Below are 18106 nucleotides of genomic sequence, written 5' to 3' on the forward strand. Positions count from 1 at the left end.
CGGGATGCCGGGCGGGACGGAACGGGGGATCCGGGTGTTCGAGGACGGCGAGCTGGAACGGCTCGTGGCGGCTGCTCAGGCGGGGGACCCGGGGGCGAGGGAGTACCTGCTGGCCAAACTGCGGCCGGTGGTGCTGCGCCGCTGCTCGCGCTTCCTGCCGCACCACGCCGACGCGGAGGAGGCCGCGCAGGACGCGCTGCTGTCCATCAGCACGCACCTGGGCGACTACGGCGGCCGCGGCTCCTTCCTGGGCTGGGTGACGGTGATCGCCTCGAACGCCGCCCGGTCCACCTACCGCTCGATGCGCCGGCGCGCCGAGGACAGCCACGCCGACCTCCCCGATTCCGTCGACCCGCGCACCACCAGCGTCATCGCCGGGACGCGGCTGGACCTGATGGAGGCGCTGGGCGCGCTGGAACGTCAGCACCCGACCCTGGTGGAGTCCTTCGTGCTGCGCGACCTGGGCGACCTGACCTACGCGCAGGTGGCCGAGGAGCTGGACACCCCGCTGGGCACGGTCAGGGACCGCATCCACCAGGCCCGTCGCTTCATGCGCGGGCGTCTGGCCCCCGGCCTGTGAACGGCGGCCCCGTGGCGGGCGGCGGCCGTGCCGTCGTCCGGCCCCGGTCCGCCGTCGCCGCCCTGGTGGCAGCCGCCGCGCTCGGGCTGGCGACCGGCCGTTTCGTCCTGCCGCCGCCACCCGGCACCACCGCCCACCCGGCAGCGGGGCAGGCCACCACGGTCGGCGGGGCGTCCCGGGCCGCCTCCGCTCCCGCGACGCCCGGCGGGTCGGCGCCCGCGTCCTCGGCCTCCGGATCCGACTCCGCCTCGCCGACCGATGCGACCGGGCCGGTGACGACCGCGAACCTCCTGGAACCCGCGGCGTTCAGCCCGGACGTGGGCATCGGGCAGATCCACGTCACCGACCGGTACGGCGACGGGGTTTACGCCGACACGGCCTGCTCCGGCGAGAAGAAGACCCTGGGCGGGCCCGGCGCCCACTCCCGCGAACTGGTGACCAGCCCCCGCACCAACCCGGGCGACCCCCCGCCGGCCGCCGACCGCGTCGACCAGGTCGCCCGCGAGGTCGCCGCCGAGGCCCCGAGCCCCTCCCTGGCGCAGAGCCTCACCGAGCGTCTGCTGCTGGAGGAGGTGCCCTGCAAGGAGGAACCGCCAGGGCACTGGGTCTACGGAAGGACCACGACGCTGCAGCTCGCCCCGGACGTCACCGCGAGCTGGATGGGCCTCTACCCGGGAGCCTTCAACACCACCGGCAGGGCGCCCGAGGGCAAGGAGCCCTGCGGGGGCATCGCCGTGCTGCGCAGCGGCAGCCACTACGGGGTGCTGGAGGTCCACGCCTGCCTGGGGACGGCCGCGATGGACCGCGTCGTCAGGACCGCTCTGTCACAGCTGTGAAACAGCCGGTCGGGGCTCCAACATTCCCTCCTCCGGCGGCATCTCCCCGGTTGTACGAGGACGCAGCAGGCGTCCCGACCAGCAGGGGGACCAGATGACCGAGAACCAGGCCGTCCAGCAGAAGTCCGTTCGCCGCAACCGGGTCGCCGCCGCCGCGGCCTGCTTCGCCGCCGCACTGATCACGGTCGGCGTCGTCGGCACCCCGTCGGCCACCGCCGACGGGGCCGCGCAGGGCGCCGCCCGTCCGGCTGCGGTCGCGGCCCCCGCGCCCGGACTCGGCTCCGCCGCCCTCGTCCAGAGCGAGGACGCCGTCCGGCAGGGGCTGAACCCGGTCGGCGCGACCGTCGTGCTGACCGGGCGTCAGGGTCTGTCCGCGTGCTCCGGCGAGGAGACGATGCGCGACCTGACCGAGGGCAGGGCCACCGCGTACGCCTCCGTGGCCTGGACCCTCGACACCGACGGCCTCCTGACCGAGTCGGCCGCGAGCGCCCCCACCGGGGCCGAGGCCGCCACCTGGGAGAAGCAGCTCGTCGCGCTCGTCCAGGACTGCCAGGACGAGCCCGCGGGCCACTGGCACTACGGCGCGGCCCACACCCTGACCGTCCCCGGCGGTACCGCCCGCTGGTACCCGGCCTACAGCGGCGACGGCGTCGCCGGCGGCGGGGTCGCGGTCCTGCGCAGCGGCAGCAAGGTCGCCGTCGTCGAGCTCACCGGCCGGGCCGCCGGCGCCCCGAACTCCGTCGAGAGCATCGCCACCGCTGCCCTGAAGCGGCTCTCCTCCTGAACGGCGGGGCCGGCTCCGCCGCCGGGCGGAGCCGGCCCCGGACATCTTCCGGAAGGGGGCGCGGGGGAGGCGCTAGTCTGTCGGCCGCACCTTCAATCTGATCATGTGTTAAACGGGGGTTCATTCGTCATGCCTTCTTCCAGGAGACTGCTCACCACCGCGCTGGTCGCCGCCGCCGCGTTCGGGCTCTCGGCCTGCGGGCCGGACAACGCGTCGGACCAGGGCCAGGGCAGCGCGCCGAGCACCGCCGCCACGGCCGCGCCGACCGGGGCCGCGCCCGGCACGGGGGCACCGTCCCCCGCCGGGACGGGCAAGCCGGCGCCGACCGCCAAGCCGTCGGGCACGGCCGACGGGGAGCCGGAGGGCTTCTGCACCCACGGGCCGCTGCCGGCCGGGCAGAAGTGGATCTACCCGGTCAAGGGCACCAGCGCGACCGCCCTGGTCTACAAGGACACCAAGGACGTCTGCGGCGTCAACGACGTCGGCTTCGACCCGGTGGGCGCCGAGAAGACCGCCCCGTTCGCGCCCACCGCCAAGGGCCACCTGAGCTCGGTGCTGGCCCCGCCGAAGGACGTCAACCTGGCCGACCTGGTCAAGCACATCAGCGAGTGCCTCGCCTCGCCGTACAACGAGAAGGGCTCCTACCCCTGCTCGGTCGGCGACTACAAGGTGGCGATCGACGCCTCCGGCAAGGTCACCGAGCTGTGGGAGCGCGCGCACTCCTGACGGGTCGCGCACCCGCCGCCGGGTCGGGCAGAGGGTGCCGGGTCGGGCAGAGGGCGCCGGGTCGCTCACCGCACGGTGAGCGACCCGGCACCCCCGGCGCAGCCGAACGTCGCGGCGGCCCGCTCCGCGAAGCCGGTCACCAGCTCGCCCATCCGCTCCCGGCCGGGGCCGCCGGCCGGCCGGACGCCGTCCTCGGTGAGCCTGAGGACGGCCTGGTAGGGCTCGGTCCGGCCGTTCAGGGTGCAGCCGAAGACCGCCACCCCGATGCCGTCGCCGCTGATGCCGCCGGCGCCGTCGGTCACCGAGGCGAACAGCGTCCGGCCGCCCTGCCCGGTGACGTCGCAGTCGAGGACGGGCCGGGAGTCCGGCTGCGGCGCCAGGTAGCGCGTGTTCGCGAAGACCCGGGGGGTGCGCCCCAGCAGCTCGGCGACCCCCGGGTCGGCCAGGGCGCCCCGGCACTCGTCGTGCGACAGCGAGACGGCCGGCGGCCGGTACCCGGTGCGGTCGAGGTACGCGTGCCAGCCGAGCAGGCCGCCGCCGAGCAGCAGGGCCGTCAGGCCCGCGGTCAGTGGTCGTGGGTGCCTCACCGGCAGACGTCCTTCTTGCTCGTCGGCAGCCCGTCCCGGGCGATCTGCTCCAGGTCCGTCCGCCGCGGGCCGTCGCCGCCCGCCGGGGCGGCCCCGTCGGCGGTGACCGCCAGTTGGACGTGGGCGACGTGGCCGCCCGTGCAGTAGTCGGAGACGGCGGCGCCGCCGCTCCAGGAGGCGGCCACGCTCCCCGCGTCGAAGGCGTGCGCGTCCGGGTGCCCGGCGGCCTCCGGGGGGAGCACGGCCTCGCCGTCGCGCCGGACGGCGGTGAGGGTGAGCGCGGTGCGGCCGTCGACCCGGATGGTGCAGCTGCGCGGGTCGACGCCGGTGCGGCCGGTCCGCTCCTCCTCGACGTCCTGGCCGCCGGCCGGCAGCAGGCGCCCGAGCGGGGTGCCGGCGCCGGTGGGCAGCCCGCAGAGGCGGGCCGCGCGGCCGGGTGCGTCGGCCGGGCGGTGGCCCCGCCAGTCCAGGTAACCGACGGCGCCCGCGGCGACCACCGCCGCCGCGAGTGCGGCGGGCAGGACCCACCGGCCTCCGGGCCCGGTCACGAACTCCCCTTCGCGTTGGCGCTGAGCCCGTCGGCGACCCCGGTGGTGTAGCCGTCGAGCGCCCGGTCGCCGGCGCTGTCGGCGAGCCGCCGGACGTCGTCGTAGCCGAGGCCGGAGCCGACGGCCGCGTCGCGGACGGCCTGTTGGGCGCCGGTCGCGGCGCCGTTCTTGGCGTCGTCGTTGAAGTTGCGGGCCTCCTGGCGGCCGTCCTCGGTGGTGTCGCGGGAGTTGGCCTCGATCACGCTGTCGGCGATGGAGTCGACGATCGCGCCCGAGATCTCGCCGCCGAGCGGGATCTTCTCGGTCACCGAGCCGATGGTGCTGTTGAAGGCGTCCTTGGCGTACCCGACGTTCGTCTCCAGCGCGTCGTTGTACTCCTTGTCGGAGGCGGCGTGCTGGTTGTGCACCTCGTCGACCCGGGCCTCGTTGAGGACGCCGTTGACCACCCCGCCGGCCCGGCTGGTGTGGTCGATGTCGGCCTGCAGCCGGGCGAAGTCGGTCTGCCCGGCGTCCATGTGGCCGCGGATGACGGCGGTGGTGTAGGCCTGGTTGGCGTTGGTCACCGCGCCGTACGCGTCCGGGTCGCGGCCCAGCGCGTCGAGCAGTCCGCTGACCGGCGCGTCCCGCAGGGAGGCGGGCGAGCCGTTGACGGGCAGGTCGGTGGTGTGCGAGAGCGCGTTCTGGACGTCGCCGATGTACTCGGCGGTCATGTGCCCGAGGCTGGTCCGCATCGGGGCGAGGCTGCCGTCGCCCTTGATCTCGTCGAGCGCGCCGTGGTCGCCGTGGGTGCCGAAGGTGTCGACCACCCGCTGCATCAGGCCCGCCTGCTGTGCGGTGTGCGGGGTCGGCGGGACGGCGGCCGGGCCGTCGTACGGGTGGCCGGTGGTGGCGGCCTCCAGGGCGTGGCCGAGTGCGGCGGGGCCGCCGAGGCGGGTCTTGGCCGCGAGGTCCGGGTCCCGCGAGCCCGTGTCGGGGATCCACTCCTTGTCGTGGACGTAGTAGTCGAAGTAGTCCGCCGGCTTGGGCCGGCCGCCCGGGTCGACCGTGCCGTCCTCGTGGTAGGCGGTCGCCTGGCCGGTGAAGAAGGCGTTGGCCGCCTCGGGGCTGTGGCCGAGCGCCTCCAGGATCGCGGTGGTCGGCCGGAAGCCGGATCCGGCCTCGGGGCCGCCGAGCAGGTTGAAGCCGTGCACCCGGTCGGCGACGGAGGGCGGCGGCGCGGGCCAGTACTTGTCGTCCCTGGTGTCGAGCTGGGTGACGTGCTCGGCGATCGGGCCGAGGAAGTGCGGGTCGTAGTCGCCGGTGGCCAGGATGCCGGAGAGCACCTGGTAGCCGTACGGCACGTAGTCCAGGCCGGTCGGCCGCATCGGCTTGTCCCAGACGGGCTGGGCGCCGGCCTTGCGCAGGGCGGCGGCCCACTCGTCGGACAGGTGCGGCTCGTTGCCGGTGCGGGTGGCGGTGGCCAGGTTGAGGCCGAGGTTCTTCTGGAGCTCCTGGTAGGCCTTCCAGCGCGGGTCGTTCGGGTCCCGGTAGTGCGCCGGGTCGCCGACCATGCTGTTCCAGGACTTGATCAGTCCGCCCGGTCCGAGGTCCTGGTAGAACGCCACGGCGAACTTCGGGTCGCCCGAGTGGGCCGCCAGCAGCGAGTTGAGTTCGGTGAGTTCGGCGTCGCCGATGTCGCCGCCGCGGGCGGCGAGGAGGGCGGCGCGCCTGCCGTCCGCCTCCGGTCCGCCGCCGATGGCCCGGGCGTTGAAGGACTTCTGCGGGTCGGTGCTCGTGTCGGAGCGCAGCGCGTAGGCGATCCGCTCGTCGGCGGCGGTGGCCTCCTGGACGGCGGCGTCGATCGCGTTGCGCGCGGTCTCGGCCTTGCCCCGGTACTCGTTCTGGTAGTCGCGGTAGCCGTCGGGGTCGTGCCGGGTGGCCTGGTCGGCCGGCGGCCAGCTGACGGTGCCGTCGGGGCCCACGGTCAGTCCGGCGGCCACCGCGTCGGCGACGGCCTTCTCCAGCTTGGACCTCGCCGCCTGGAACTCGGTGGCGGCGTCCTTGAAGAGCGAGGCGAGCGCGTTGGCCTCGGTCACCGCCGCGGTCAGCTGCTCGTTGGTGCGCTTGAGGCCCGGTCTGGCCTGGTCGGCCGCGGGGCCGGCCCAGCAGACGGAGAAGATCTTGCCGACCACGGTGGTGTTCCAGTCGTCGTCCATCGACTTGAGCTTCTGGGCGGCGGTGGTCCAGGCGGTGGCGGCGTTCTCCAGCACGTCGAACCGGGCGGTGCTGAGTTCGTGGAAGTCGACCACGGCTGTCGTCCTCTCAGGAGTCCGGTCCGGCTCAGGGGTTGAGGTCGTGCTGCACGGCCGACTCGTTCTGCCGGTAGTTGGCGGCGCTGGTGTTCAGCGCCTGGGTGATCTGGCCGATGGTCGCGCCGAGCGCGGCGACCTGCTGGTCCCAGGTGGTGGCGGCGGCCTGGGCGGCCCGGCCGGTGCTCCAGTTGGCGAGCCCGGTGGCGACCTTGGCGGTGGCCTCGTCGGCGCCCCGGCCGTCGGTGTTGAGCCGGGCGTGGATCTGGTCGGAGTTGCCGCCCGCGGTGGCGAGCACGGTGGGGTCCGCGGCGAAGCCGCCGCCGTCCCCGCCGCCGGGCGCCTGGGCCGAGTTGATCTGCGTGCGGGCGCTCTCCTGGGCCCGGGCCTGCGCGGTGAGGTTGCCGTCCGCGTCGTACGCCCAGGGGTTCATCATCCGGTCGAAGGCCGTCGCCCGGTCCGCCATGTCGTTCTCCCCCTCCGTGCCGGCGCAGCGCTCCGGCACCCCCGTTGGCAAAGAATTCGACCAGGGTACAAGCGCGTTCGGGGTTTGCCGACCGGTGGCGCACGAGCGCACCCCCTAGGGGAGCGGGCCCGCGCCGTCATACCGCAGCAGCAGATCGGCTCGTCATTCCAGCTCATGGCCCTTTCCCCGCAACGCCGTTACGTTGAGGGCGTGTCCACTGCTGTCATCAAGACGGACGGCCTCACCAAGAGGTTCCCCCGGGTCACCGCCCTGGACCGGCTCACCGTCGAGGTGCAGCCGGGCGTGGTCGGCCTGGTCGGTGCCAACGGCGCGGGCAAGTCCACCCTCATCAAGATCCTGCTCGGGCTGGCCCCGGCGACCTCCGGTCGCGGCGAGGTGCTCGGGCTGGACGTCGCCACCCGCGGCTCGGAGATCCGCGAGCGGGTCGGCTACATGCCCGAGCACGACTGCCTGCCGCCGGACGTCTCGGCGACCGAGTTCGTGGTGCACATGGCCCGGATGGCCGGGCTGCCGGCCACCGCCGCCCGCGAGCGCACGGCCGACGTGCTGCGTCACGTCGGCCTGTACGAGGAGCGGTACCGGCCGATGGGCGGGTACTCCACCGGCATGAAGCAGCGGGTCAAGCTGGCCCAGGCGCTGGTGCACGACCCGAGGCTGGTGCTGCTGGACGAGCCGACCAACGGCCTCGACCCGGCCGGCCGGGACGAGATGCTGGCGCTGATCCGCCGGGTGCACGCCGACTTCGGGATCTCGGTGCTGGTCACCACCCACCTGCTCGGCGAGCTGGAGCGCACCTGCGACCACCTGGTCGTCATCGACGGCGGCACGCTGCTGCGGTCCTCGTCCACGGCCTCCTTCACGGAGGCGACGGCCGTGCTCGCCGTCGAGGTCACCGACCACCCGGAGGACCGGCTCCCGGAGCCGGGCGGGGCCGTCCGGGAGCGGCTGGCCGCGGCCGGGCTGTCCGTCCAGTCCGAGGGCTCGCACCTGCTGCTGGTCCGGCTGGCCGGCGAGGACACCTACGACACCATCCGCGACACCGTCGCCGGCCTGGGCCTCGGCCTGGTCCGGCTGGAGCAGCGCCGCCACCGGGTCGCCGAACTCTTCACCGACGACAGCAGGGGAGGGACGGACGATGCCGCTGCCTCCTGAGACCGGGGCCGCCGACTCCGGCGTCATCCACGACATCGGCTACCGGGGCTACACCGGCCCCCGGCTCGGCCGCGGCTACGCGACCCGCTCGCTGTTCACCCAGAGCCTGCGCGCCGCGTACGGGCTGGGGCGCTCCGGCAGGTCCAAGGTGCTGCCGATGCTGGTCCTCGGCGTGGTGTCGATGCCCGCCGTCGTCATGGTGGCGGTCGCGCTGGCGACCGGCGCCGCCGAGCTGCCGCTGGACTACGCGCGCTACCTGTCGCTGTTCGGGCCGATCGTGGCGATCTTCCTGGCCTCGCAGGCGCCGGTGCTGCTCTCCCGGGACCTCAGGTACCACACCGTCCCGCTGTACTTCTCCCGCCCGATCACCCGCGCCGACTACGTCCGGGCGAAGTTCGCGGCCATGGTCTGCGCCCAGTTCCTGCTGATGGCGGCGCCGCTGACGGTCCTCTACCTGGGCGCGCTGCTCGGCCGGCTGGACTTCGGGCACAACACCGGGCACTTCCTGTCCGGCCTGCTCGCCGCGGCGCTGTACGCCCTGGTGCCGACCTCGGTGGCGATGGTGATCGCCGCGGCCACCCCGCGCCGCGGCTTCGGGGTGGCCGGGATCATGGGCTACCTGACGATCAGCTCGGTCGTGGTGGCGGTGCTGACCAGGATCGGCACCGCCACCGAGCTCACCGTCCCGGACTCCGTCCAGTGGGCGGCGCTGCTCTCGCCGAACGACCTGGTGGAGAGCCTGACCAACCAGCTCTTCTCGGTCGGCGGCGTGGACGGCCGGATGCACGCGCCCGGCGGGCTCGGCGCGGCCGTCTTCCTGGTGGCCGCGCTGGCCGTCCCGGCCGCCGCGTACGGGCTGCTGCTGCGCCGCTACCGCAGCGTCTGACGAACCGAGGAGTGTGAGAGGGCGCCATGGCCACCATCAGCATCGACAAGGTCTCCCGCTGGTTCGGGAACGTGGTCGCCGTCAACGACATCAGCATGTCGATCGGGCCCGGCATCACCGGCCTGCTCGGGCCGAACGGCGCGGGCAAGTCCACCCTGATCCACATGATGAGCGGCTTCCTGGCGCCGTCCGGCGGGGCGGTCACCCTGGACGGCGCGCCGACCTGGCGCAACCAGGAGGTGTACCGGCAGATCGGTCTGGTGCCCGAACGGGAGTCGATGTACGACTACCTGACGGGCTGGGAGTTCGTGCTCGCCAACGCCGAACTGCACGGCCTCGCCCAGCCCGGCGCCGCCGCCCGCCGCGCCCTGGACCTGGTGGAGATGGCGTACGCGAAGGACCGCCGCACCGGGACGTACTCCAAGGGCATGAAGCAGCGGGTCAAGATGGCCTCGGCCCTGGTCCACGACCCGGCCGTGCTGCTGCTCGACGAGCCGTTCAACGGCATGGACCCGCGCCAGCGCCTCCAGCTGATGGAGCTGCTGCGCCGCTTCGGCGCGGACGGCCGGACGGTGCTGTTCTCCTCGCACATCCTGGAGGAGGTCGAGCAACTGGCCCGCCACATCGAGGTCGTGGTGGCCGGGAGGCACGCCGCCTCGGGCGACTTCCGGAAGATCCGCCGACTGATGACGGACCGCCCGCACCGCTACCTCGTCCGGTCCGGCGACGACCGCCGGCTGGCGGCCGCGCTGATCGCCGACGGCTCCACCACCGGCATCGAGGTGGACGAGCGGGAGCGGGCGCTGCGGATCGAGGCGGTGGACTTCCAGGGCTTCACGACGCTGCTGCCCCGGGTCGCCCGGGACGCGGGCATCCGGCTGTTCACCGTCGCTCCGGCGGACGAGTCCCTGGAGAGCGTCTTCTCCTACCTGGTCTCGACGTGAGCCGCCCGCGCCGCGCCGTCGGCCCGGGCCGCGCCGGCCGCCCGAGTCACCCGGGCCGCCCGGGCCGCCCCGCCCACGCCGCCGACCCCCTCCCGTACCGGACCCAGGAAAGGGCCGACCGACCATGAACCCGACCGTCGCCCGGCTGACCCTGCGCGGCCTGCTGGGCCGCCGCCGCGGCCTCCTGCTGCTGGTGGTCCCCGCCCTGCTGCTGCTCGTGTCCGCCCTGGCCGGCGGCTCCGACGGGAACGCGCACGAGCTGACCGTCAAGATCCTCGGCCAGCTCGGCCTAGGCACCCTGGTGCCGATCCTCGGCCTGGTGGTCGGCACCGGGGTGATCGCCACCGAGATCGACGACGGCTCGATCGTCTACCTGCTGGCCAAGCCGCTGCCGCGGTGGCAGATCGTCACCACCAAGCTGGCCGTGGCGATCGGCACCACCTGGGTGTTCGCCGCCGTCCCGACGCTGCTCTCCGGCCTGCTGCTGTACGGCACCCGGGACGGGGTCGCGCTCGGCTACACGGTGGCCGTGCTGGTCGCCGGGGCCGCCTACAGCGCGCTGTTCCTGCTGCTCGGCGTGGTCACCCGGCACGCGGTGGTGGCCGGGCTGGCCTACGCGCTGGTCTGGGAGTCGCTGATCGGCAACTTCGTCTCGGGCGCCCGGACGCTGAGCGTCCAGCAGTGGGGCCGGTCGGTGGCCGAGGCGGTCGCCGGGGACGCCGCGATCGGCGCGGACGTGTCCTTCGGGGTGGCCGTGCCGCTGCTGCTGGTGGTCACCGTCGCGGCGACGGTGCTGGCCTCGGTGAAGCTGGCCGGGCTGACCCTGGCCGGGGAGGAGTAGGGCCTGCCGGCGCCCCTGTCCGGCGCCCCTGTCCGGCGCTCCCGCCCGGCGGCCCCGGTCCGGGGCGCCGGACGGTCGGTGCTCAGAGCGTCCGGTTGCGGCCCGCGCCCCAGCCGGCCGCGCCGACCACGGTGACCAGCGCCAGCATCAGCACCAGGGTGGTCGTCCAGCCGCCGGTGAGCTGGTGCAGCGCCCCGGCGCCGACCGGTCCGGCCGCCGCGACCAGGTAGCCGATCGCCTGCGACATCCCGCCCAGCTGGGCGGCACCGGCCGCGCTGCGGGTGCGCAGCACGATGAAGGCCAGGCCCAGGCCGAGCGAACCGCCCTGGGCGACGCCCAGGATCGCCGCCGCCACCCAGGCGCCGGAGACCGGCGCGACCAGCAGCAGCGCGATGCCGAGGCCGTTCAGCCCGGCCATGGCGACGGCCAGCACGCGCTGGTCGGTCATCCGGCCGGCCAGCAGCGGCACCAGGAAGGCGCCGGCCACCTGCACCAGGTTGGAGAAGGCGAAGACCAGCCCGGCCTCGCCGCGGTCCATGCCGTGGTCGGCCAGGATGGTCGGCATCCAGGCGACCAGGGTGTACACCAGCAGCGACGAGATGCCCATGAAGAGGCTGATCTGCCAGGCCAGCGGCGAGCGCCAGATCCCCTCGACCGGTCGGCCCGGCCGGGCCGCCGCGGCGGCGACGGCCGTCCGCTCCTGCCGGGAGCGCAGCACCTGCGGCAGCCAGGCCACCGCGGCGACCAGCGCCAGCAGCGACCAGGCGCCCAGGGAGGCCTGCCAGCCGCCGCCGAGCACGTGCTCCAGCGGGACGGACGTACCGGCCGCGAGGGTCGCGCCGACCAGCATGGTGGTCGAGTAGACGCCGGTCATGGTGGCCGCACGGTCCGGGAACTCCCGCTTGACCAGGCCCGGCATCGACACGTTGAGCACGGCGATGGCGACGCCGATCACCACGCAGCCCGCGTACAGCGCGCCCACCGAGGGCAGCACCCGCAGCAGCACGCCCGCGCCGAGCACCAGCACCGCGCCCAGCACCACCCGCTCGGTGCCGAAGCGCCGGGTCAGCCGGGGGGTGAGCGGGGCGCCGACGCCCTGGAACAGCACCGGCACGGTGGTGATCAGGCCGCTGGCGGTGGTGGAGAGGCCGAAGGTCCGCTGGATCTCGCCGACCATCGGGGAGATCGCCGCCAGGCAGGCGCGCATGTTCAGCGCGACGAGCACGATGCCGGTCAGCAGCAGGGCGGGGTGGGCCAGCCGGCTGCGGACGGGGAGCGGGGCGGAGGAGGTGACGACCGGCTGCTGGGCACGGGTGACGGCCATGGGTGTGCTGTGTTCTTTCGTGAATGTGCTGCGAGGGGTGCGGACGGCGGAAGGGGCGGGTGCCTTACTTCCGGGCCGCGATGGCCGCGAGGAGCTGCTCGACGGCCGCGGTCGGCTCGGCGAGCAGCGCACGACACGCCGCCTCGGCGCGGTCCGGGTCGCCGCTCTCGATCGCGTCGACCAGCGCCTCGTGGGTGGCCACGACCACCTCGGGCATCTCGTGGTCGCCGAAGGCCGTGGTCATCGACTCGCGCACGGAGGCGCCGAAGTAGCGGTACACCTCGGTCAGTGCCGGGTTGTGGGCGGCCTCGACGACGGCGGTGTGGAACTCCAGGTCGTGCTCGACGGTGGCCTCGCGGCCGGCCCGCTCGGGCTGGGAGGCGATCACCTCGGCCTCACGGGCGAGCGCGGCGCGCATCCGCCGGACGTCCTCGGGGGTGTGCCGCAGTGCGGCCAGCCGGGCGGCCTCGGCCTCGAGCGCGGCCCGGACCTCCAGGACGTCGCGCACGCCCGAGCGCTGGACGCCGCGCAGGACGGCCGCCGGGTCGCTGGTGGAGCGGACGAACGTCCCCTCGCCCTGCCGGGAGACCAGCATGCCGGCGTGCACCAGCACCCGGATCGCCTCCCGGACGGTGTTGCGGCCGACCTGCAGCCGCTCGGCGAGCTCGTGCTCGGTGGGGATCTGCGACCCCACCGGCCAGGCCCCGCCGGCCAGTTGCTCGCGCAGCTGGTCGATCGCGGTGTCCACCAGGGAGCGCCGTCCGGCCGCCTGCAGGCTGCTGCCGTCGCTGGTCATGCCGGAACCTCCCTCTGCGGTGCGGACCGTCTGCGGACACCGGCCTCCGAGCCGGTCATCGGTCATCCTACAACTGCTTGCCCGGTCATCCTACAACTGGGCGTGAACAGCCGCGGAACGGCACGCGGCGAGACGCGGCCGGCCGAAGGCGGGGCCTCGGGTGCAGGGGCCCGGCGGGGGCGGACGAGGGCCCTAGCGGGCCGGGTAGAGACGCTCCAGGACGACGGCGACGCCGTCCTCGTCGTTGCCGGCGGTGACCTCGTCGGCGACCGCGAGCAGCTCCTCGTGGGCGTCCGCCATCGCCACGCCGTGCGCCGCCCAGCCGAACATCGGCACGTCGTTCGGCATGTCGCCGAAGGCGATGGTGTCGGCCCCGCGGACGCCCAGGCGGCGGGCGGCGACGGCCAGACCGGTGGCCTTGGACAGGCCCAGCGGCAGCAGTTCGACCACACCGGCACCGGCCATCACGGCGCCGACCAGGTGGCCGGCGACCCGGCGGGCCGCCTCGGCGAGCGCGTCGTCGGTCATGCCGGGGTGCTGGACGTAGAGCTTGCTGACCGGGGAGGCGAGCAGCTCGCCCCGGTCGACCCGGACGACGGGCAGGTCGGAGCCGATCAGCAGCTCGTACCCGGGCCCGGCCAGCACCTGGCCGTCCAGCCCGTCCTGGCTGGCGGCGACGGCCAGCGGGCCGGTCTCGGCCTCGATCTCGGCGAGGGCGAGCGCGGCGAGCCGGCGGTCCAGGGTGAGTGAGGTGAGCAGCTTGTGCGCGCCGGCGTCGTACACCTGGGCGCCCTGGCCGCAGACCGCTATCCCGGTGTAGCCGATCTCGTCGAAGACCGGCCGGGCCCAGACGGCCGAGCGGCCGGTCACCACGATGTGGAGGGCACCCGCGTCGGTGGCCGTGGCCAGGGCGGCGCGGGTGCGCTCCGAGACGGTCTCCGCGCTGGTCAGCAGGGTGCCGTCGAGGTCGGTGGCGACCAGCCGGTAGGGCAGGCCGCCACCGTCCGGACGTGCGCCGTCCCGGGAGAGGGGGCTGGGGCTGGTGGTGCTCATGGCCGTACGTCTCCCGGGAGTTGCAGGTGCTGCGGGTGGCTCGGTGCTACTCGACCGGGCTACTTGACCGGCTCGAGGACGGTCCGCCCGCCGAGGAACGGCCGCAGCGCCTCCGGCACGACGACCGAGCCGTCGGCCTGCTGGTGGTTCTCCAGGATCGCCACGATGGTGCGCGGGACGGCGACCAGGGTGCCGTTCAGGGTGGCCAGCGGGCGGGTCTTGCCCTCCTCGCGCATCCGGATGGCGAGGCGCCGGGCCTGGTACTCGGTGGTGTTGGACGTCGAGGTGACCTCGCGGTACTTGCCCTGGGTCGGGATCCAGGCCTCGATGTCGAACTTGCGGGCGGCCGAGGCGCCGAGGTCGCCGGAGGCGACGTCGATGACCCGGTACGGCAGCTCCAGCGCGTTGAGGAAGTCCTTCTCCCACTGCAGGAGGCGGCGGTGCTCGTTCTCCGCGTCCTCCGGCGTGGTGTAGACGAACATCTCCACCTTCTCGAACTGGTGGACGCGGATGATGCCGCGGGTGTCCTTGCCGTAGGTGCCCGCCTCGCGGCGGAAGCAGGACGAGTAGCCGGCGTAGCGCAGCGGCAGCTTGTCGGCGTCGAGGATCTCGTCCATGTGGTACGCGGCGAGCGGGACCTCGCTGGTGCCGACCAGGTACCGGTCGTCCTCGGCGAGGTGGTAGACGTTCTCGGCGGCCTGACCGAGGAAGCCGGTGCCGTCCATGGCGGCCGGCCGGACCAGGGTCGGGGTGATCATCGGGATGAAGCCGGCCGCGGTGGCCCGGGCGATCGCCATGTTGACCAGGGCGAACTCCAGCAGCGCGCCGACGCCGGTCAGGTAGTAGGAGCGGGCACCGGCGACCTTGGCGCCGCGCTCGGTGTCGATCGCGCCCAGGATCTGCCCGAGCTCGACGTGGTCGCGGGGCTCGAAGCCCTCGGCGGCGAAGTCGCGGGGGGTGCCGATCTCCTCCAGCGTGACGAAGTCCTCCTCGCCGCCGACCGGGGCGGCCGGGTCGATGAGGTTCGCCAGGGAGCGGAGCAGGCGGTCGGCCTCCTCCTTGGCGGCGCCCTGCTCGGCGTCCGCGGCCTTGACCTCGGCGGCCAGTTCCTTGGTGCGCTGCAGCAGGGCGGTCTTCTCGTCGCCCTTGGCCTGGGCGACCTGCTTGCCGAGCGCCCGCTGTTCGGCGCGGAGTTCGTCGAAGCGACTGCCCGAGGACCGGCGCCGTTCGTCGGCGGAGAGGAGGGCGTCGACCAGGTCGACGTCCTCGCCACGGACGCGCTGCGAGGCGCGCACTCGGTCAGGGTCCTCACGGAGCAGGCGAAGGTCAATCACAGGCCCAAGCGTACCGGGCGGGGACTCCTCCACCGGTACCGGTTTTCCCCTGGGGATAACCGCCCACAGCCTGTGGATAACTTCTGTGGGAACTCGACCGGGCCCCGGTTATCCACAGCCTCCGGCCCTGGCCTGTGGATCGAAGGGGAGTGGAGGCGTCCGGGTGTCGAAACCAGAGAATTGAGGTTTCAAACCTCATTTGACCTTCCCGAGTGAGGGAATTGAAGCACTCGTTCGGGTGATTTGCTGGCACACGGGTGACTCTGGTCCGATTAGTCATCTCTGCGCCGCTTCCCGATGATCCGACCGAAAGCTGCAGTGGCTATACCGGTTTGTCGACTCATCCCCAGGCCTGTGGATAACTTTCGGCTGTGGATAGTCCCCGCCCCTGTGGACGGCGGGATCCGGCGTCGCCGCCCCCTGTGGACGACGGGTGCGGTCATGCGCCCGGCCCCGGAGAACCGGGCGAAAACGATCGGAAAAGGTCGGAAGGACGCCGGAAAGACAAGGGGCGTCGATCAGACGTCCCCGCGCCCGTCGAGGCAGCGGGAGAGCCAGTCGGCGGCCGCCGTGAAATCGGCGTCCGAGGTGCCCGGCCGCCGCTGCGTGGACTCCTGCCGGTCGGCGCGCGGATAGGAGCCGAGGAAGCGCACCTGGGGGCAGATCCGCTTGAGCCCCATCAGCGCCTCGGCCACGCGGCGGTCGGACAGGTGCCCCTCGCAGTCGATCACGAAGCAGTAGTTGCCGATGCCCTCGCCGGTCGGCCGGGACTCGATCCGCATCAGGTTGACCCCGCGCACCGCGAACTCCTGCAGCAGCTCCAGCAGCGCGCCCGGGTGGTCGTCCGGCAGCCAGACCACCATCGAGGTCTTGTCCGCGCCGGTCGGCGAGGAGACCCGGCCCGGGCGGCCCACCAGGACGAAGCGGGTGGTCGCGGTCTGCGCGTCCGCGATGTCCTTGACCAGCGGGTCCAGACCGTAGATCGGGGCCGCGAACTCGCCCGCGAACGCCCCGTCGTAGCGGCCCTCGGCGACCAGCCGGGCGCCGTCCGCGTTGGAGGCCGCCGACTCCCACTGCGCCTCCGGCAGGTTGGCCGCCAGCCAGCGGCGCACCTGGGCCTGCGCCACCGGGTGGCTGGTCACCGTCTTGACCCCGGACAGCTCGGTGCCCGGCCGTACCAGCAGCGCGAAGGAGATCGGCAGCAGCACCTCGCGGTAGATCATCAGCGGGGCGCCGGCGGCCAGTTCGTCGTTGGTCGCGGTGACCGCGCCCTCCACCGAGTTCTCGATCGGGACGAACGCCCCGGAGGCCTCCCCGCCGCGCACCGCGTCCAGCACCAGCGGCACCGTGGCCAGCGGCACCAGCTCCCGGGTCGCCGCCTCGGGCAGGGTGCGCAGCGCCGCCTCGGTGAAGGTGCCGGCCGGGCCGAGGTAGGTGTAGCGGGTGGCCGACATGACGCCTCCTGGGAAACGGGTGGAACCGGGGCAGGGTGGTGCCGAAACAGCCACCATAACGACTTCGCGGTCCGGGCAGGAAAGCGTTCCAGCAGCCGGGACCGGGGGCCGACGGGCCCGTGGGCCGGGGCCCGTCCGGCGGGATCCGCCCGACGGGCCCTACCCGTCGAGCAGCTGCTGGCCGAGGTAGCCGCCCGCGGGGACGCCCGGCGGGACGGCGTACAGGCCGCTGGCCTCGTGCCGCAGGAAGCGGGAGAGGCCGTCCCCCCGGGACAGCTTGCGCTGCACCGGGGTGAAGCCCCGGCGGGGGTCGGACTGGAAGGCGAGGAACAGCAGCCCGGCGTCCGGCGACCCGTCGGGCAGCAGGCCGTCGTGGTACGAGAAGCCGCGCCGCAGCATGGCGGCCCCGCCGTTGGCGGCCGGGGCGGCGACCCGGACGTGCGCGTCGGAGGGGATCACCAGTGCGCCGTCCGGCCCCTGCGCGGCCAGGTCGACCGGGGTGCGCTCGCCGGCCCCGGCGGGGGCGCCGAGCGGGGCGCCGTCGGACTTGCGCCGGCCGATCACCCGCTCCTGCCGGTCCAGCGGCAGGGCCTCCCAGGTGTCCAGCAGCATCCGGATCCGCCGGAACACCAGGTAGGAGCCGCCGGCCAGCCAGGCCGGCTGGTCCGGACCGGCGGTGCAGAACACCTTGGCGGCGAAGCCGTCCTCCCCGGGCCTGGGGTTGTTGGTGCCGTCGATCTGCCCCATCAGGTTGCGGCCCGTCACCGGGCGCGCGGTGGCGCCCGGCGTGCGGGCGAAGCCGGCCGACTGCCAGCGCAGCGCCGCCGTCCCGGCCGCCTGCCGCTGCAGCACCCGCAGCGCGTGCACGGCCACCAGGGCGTCGTCGGCGCCGATCTGGACGAAGAGGTCGCCGTCGCCGCGGGCCGGGTCGAGCGCGTCGGCGGGGAAGGCCGGCAGCGGTTCGAGCGCCTGCGGCCGGTGGTCGGCCAGCCCGGCCTTGTCGAACAGCGCGGCCCCGAAGCCGACGGTGACGGTGAGCGCGCAGGGGCCGGCGTCCAGCGCCACCTGGTCGTCGGAGTCCTCGGGGGGCTCCCCGGCGGTCAGCCGCTCGGCGGTGCGGGTCCAGCGCCGGAGCAGGGTGCGCAGGCCGTCCCGGCCGACGCCGTCGGCCAGGTCGAAGGCGGCGAGCTGGACCCGGGCCTGCTGCGGTTCGAGGATGCCGGCCTGGTGCTCGCCGTGGAACGGCACCCGGGCCGCACCGAGCGCGCCGCCCGGTGCCGGGGCCTGCGCCCCGCCGGAGCGGTCCAGGACGACGGCGCCGGCGACGCCCGCGCCGGCGCCGGCCAGCAGTCCGGCGCCGGCGGTGCCGAGCAGCGCCCGCCGGGTGAGGCCGGACCGGCCCGTGCCGCCGGCGGGGGCGTCCGCCGGGGTGTCCGCGGGGGCGCCGTCCGGCGTGGCGCGGTCGGGCGTGGTGTGCTCCATCGAG

18 protein-coding genes are annotated in these 18106 nt (G+C 74.3%); 8 read left to right on the forward strand and 10 right to left on the reverse strand.

The features are described 5' to 3' along the window. The first annotated feature begins 4 nt into the window (after positions 1-4). From ACFYUY_RS29485 to ACFYUY_RS29500, 4 genes are all read left to right on the forward strand, one after another. Positions 5-580, forward strand: coding sequence for an RNA polymerase sigma factor (locus ACFYUY_RS29485; protein ID WP_387905120.1), 576 nt, complete (start codon positions 5-7; stop codon positions 578-580). Next, positions 577-1416 (forward strand): hypothetical protein, encoded by an 840-nt coding sequence (locus ACFYUY_RS29490; protein WP_387905122.1) that lies wholly within the window; start codon positions 577-579, stop codon positions 1414-1416. The genes ACFYUY_RS29485 and ACFYUY_RS29490 overlap by 4 nt, the downstream gene beginning before the upstream one ends. 94 nt (positions 1417-1510) lie before the next feature. Next, positions 1511-2200, forward strand: a complete 690-nt coding sequence (locus ACFYUY_RS29495) for a hypothetical protein (protein ID WP_387905125.1) — start codon at positions 1511-1513, stop codon at positions 2198-2200. Between the two features lie 129 nt (positions 2201-2329). After that, positions 2330-2926 carry a hypothetical protein gene (locus ACFYUY_RS29500; RefSeq protein ID WP_387905127.1) on the forward strand — a complete coding sequence of 199 codons (597 nt, stop codon included), beginning with the start codon at positions 2330-2332 and terminating at the stop codon, positions 2924-2926. A 65-nt stretch (positions 2927-2991) separates the two neighbouring features. On the opposite strand, the gene ACFYUY_RS29505 is transcribed toward ACFYUY_RS29500, so the two are convergent. The 4 genes from ACFYUY_RS29505 to ACFYUY_RS29520 are packed head-to-tail and all read right to left on the reverse strand — an operon-like array spanning position 2992 to position 6815. Beyond that, positions 2992-3513 carry a hypothetical protein gene (locus ACFYUY_RS29505; RefSeq protein WP_360213237.1) on the reverse strand — a complete coding sequence of 174 codons (522 nt, stop codon included), beginning with the start codon at positions 3511-3513 and terminating at the stop codon, positions 2992-2994. After that, a complete protein-coding gene (locus ACFYUY_RS29510; RefSeq protein WP_387905130.1) occupies positions 3510-4061 on the reverse strand; it encodes a hypothetical protein in 552 nt (183 codons plus the stop codon). Before ACFYUY_RS29510 ends, ACFYUY_RS29505 begins: the two co-directional genes overlap by 4 nt. After that, positions 4058-6349, reverse strand: a complete 2292-nt coding sequence (locus ACFYUY_RS29515) for a hypothetical protein (RefSeq protein WP_387905132.1) — start codon at positions 6347-6349, stop codon at positions 4058-4060. The genes ACFYUY_RS29510 and ACFYUY_RS29515 overlap by 4 nt, the downstream gene beginning before the upstream one ends. 31 nt (positions 6350-6380) lie before the next feature. After that, complete coding sequence (locus ACFYUY_RS29520) at positions 6381-6815, reverse strand: hypothetical protein (RefSeq protein ID WP_360213231.1); 435 nt, start codon at positions 6813-6815, stop codon at positions 6381-6383. Positions 6816-6989: 174 nt separating this feature from the next. Here ACFYUY_RS29520 and ACFYUY_RS29525 point away from each other — a divergent pair, with 174 nt between their 5' ends. The 4 genes from ACFYUY_RS29525 to ACFYUY_RS29540 all read left to right on the forward strand — a co-directional run bounded on the left by ACFYUY_RS29525 (position 6990) and on the right by ACFYUY_RS29540 (position 10659). Further along, on the forward strand, positions 6990-7988 hold the full coding sequence (locus ACFYUY_RS29525; RefSeq protein WP_387905135.1) for an ABC transporter ATP-binding protein: 999 nt from the start codon (positions 6990-6992) through the stop codon (positions 7986-7988). Further along, on the forward strand, positions 7972-8874 hold the full coding sequence (locus tag ACFYUY_RS29530) for an ABC transporter permease subunit (RefSeq protein ID WP_360213227.1): 903 nt from the start codon (positions 7972-7974) through the stop codon (positions 8872-8874). Before ACFYUY_RS29525 ends, ACFYUY_RS29530 begins: the two co-directional genes overlap by 17 nt. Positions 8875-8900: 26 nt before the next feature. After that, entirely contained in the window at positions 8901-9818 is a 918-nt protein-coding gene (locus ACFYUY_RS29535) for an ABC transporter ATP-binding protein (RefSeq protein ID WP_387905138.1), read from the forward strand. A gap of 124 nt (positions 9819-9942) precedes the next feature. Further along, positions 9943-10659 (forward strand): ABC transporter permease, encoded by a 717-nt coding sequence (locus ACFYUY_RS29540; RefSeq protein WP_360213223.1) that lies wholly within the window; start codon positions 9943-9945, stop codon positions 10657-10659. Between the two features lie 82 nt (positions 10660-10741). Here ACFYUY_RS29540 and ACFYUY_RS29545 read toward each other — a convergent pair whose 3' ends face one another. The 6 genes from ACFYUY_RS29545 to efeB all read right to left on the reverse strand — a co-directional run bounded on the left by ACFYUY_RS29545 (position 10742) and on the right by efeB (position 18102). Further along, complete coding sequence (locus ACFYUY_RS29545) at positions 10742-11983, reverse strand: MFS transporter (RefSeq protein ID WP_360213221.1); 1242 nt, start codon at positions 11981-11983, stop codon at positions 10742-10744. 64 nt (positions 11984-12047) lie between these two features. Further along, positions 12048-12779, reverse strand: coding sequence for a FadR/GntR family transcriptional regulator (locus tag ACFYUY_RS29550; RefSeq protein ID WP_360213219.1), 732 nt, complete (start codon positions 12777-12779; stop codon positions 12048-12050). Positions 12780-12971: 192 nt separating this feature from the next. After that, positions 12972-13832: an HAD family hydrolase gene (locus ACFYUY_RS29555; RefSeq protein WP_360213217.1), complete on the reverse strand. Its 861-nt coding sequence runs from the start codon at positions 13830-13832 to the stop codon at positions 12972-12974. 59 nt (positions 13833-13891) lie between these two features. After that, the gene (serS, locus tag ACFYUY_RS29560) at positions 13892-15166 is read right to left on the reverse strand and encodes a serine--tRNA ligase (RefSeq protein ID WP_360213215.1); all 1275 of its coding nucleotides are present in this window, start codon (positions 15164-15166) and stop codon (positions 13892-13894) included. Positions 15167-15684: 518 nt separating this feature from the next. Then, complete coding sequence (gene pheA, locus ACFYUY_RS29565; protein WP_360213213.1) at positions 15685-16620, reverse strand: prephenate dehydratase; 936 nt, start codon at positions 16618-16620, stop codon at positions 15685-15687. 159 nt (positions 16621-16779) lie between these two features. Next, positions 16780-18102, reverse strand: coding sequence for an iron uptake transporter deferrochelatase/peroxidase subunit (gene efeB / locus ACFYUY_RS29570; protein WP_387905144.1), 1323 nt, complete (start codon positions 18100-18102; stop codon positions 16780-16782). Positions 18103-18106: the final 4 nt, after the last annotated feature.

It is taken from the genome of Kitasatospora sp. NPDC004745 (assembly GCF_042873275.1).
In the GTDB taxonomy this organism is placed as follows: domain Bacteria; phylum Actinomycetota; class Actinomycetes; order Streptomycetales; family Streptomycetaceae; genus Kitasatospora.

What these genes read in the sequence shown, in the direction of transcription:
- ACFYUY_RS29485 (WP_387905120.1), top strand. Translation starts at nt 5, where the DNA reads ATGCCGGGCGGGACGGAACGGGGGATCCGGGTGTTCGAGGACGGCGAG.
- ACFYUY_RS29495 (WP_387905125.1), top strand. Translation starts at nt 1,511, where the DNA reads ATGACCGAGAACCAGGCCGTCCAGCAGAAGTCCGTTCGCCGCAACCGG.
- ACFYUY_RS29500 (WP_387905127.1), top strand. Translation starts at nt 2,330, where the DNA reads ATGCCTTCTTCCAGGAGACTGCTCACCACCGCGCTGGTCGCCGCCGCC.
- ACFYUY_RS29520 (WP_360213231.1), bottom strand. Translation starts at nt 6,815, where the DNA reads ATGGCGGACCGGGCGACGGCCTTCGACCGGATGATGAACCCCTGGGCG.
- ACFYUY_RS29525 (WP_387905135.1), top strand. Translation starts at nt 6,990, where the DNA reads ATGGCCCTTTCCCCGCAACGCCGTTACGTTGAGGGCGTGTCCACTGCT.
- ACFYUY_RS29530 (WP_360213227.1), top strand. Translation starts at nt 7,972, where the DNA reads ATGCCGCTGCCTCCTGAGACCGGGGCCGCCGACTCCGGCGTCATCCAC.
- ACFYUY_RS29535 (WP_387905138.1), top strand. Translation starts at nt 8,901, where the DNA reads ATGGCCACCATCAGCATCGACAAGGTCTCCCGCTGGTTCGGGAACGTG.
- ACFYUY_RS29540 (WP_360213223.1), top strand. Translation starts at nt 9,943, where the DNA reads ATGAACCCGACCGTCGCCCGGCTGACCCTGCGCGGCCTGCTGGGCCGC.
- ACFYUY_RS29545 (WP_360213221.1), bottom strand. Translation starts at nt 11,983, where the DNA reads ATGGCCGTCACCCGTGCCCAGCAGCCGGTCGTCACCTCCTCCGCCCCG.
- ACFYUY_RS29550 (WP_360213219.1), bottom strand. Translation starts at nt 12,779, where the DNA reads ATGACCAGCGACGGCAGCAGCCTGCAGGCGGCCGGACGGCGCTCCCTG.
- ACFYUY_RS29555 (WP_360213217.1), bottom strand. Translation starts at nt 13,832, where the DNA reads ATGAGCACCACCAGCCCCAGCCCCCTCTCCCGGGACGGCGCACGTCCG.
- pheA (WP_360213213.1), bottom strand. Translation starts at nt 16,620, where the DNA reads ATGTCGGCCACCCGCTACACCTACCTCGGCCCGGCCGGCACCTTCACC.
- efeB (WP_387905144.1), bottom strand. Translation starts at nt 18,102, where the DNA reads ATGGAGCACACCACGCCCGACCGCGCCACGCCGGACGGCGCCCCCGCG.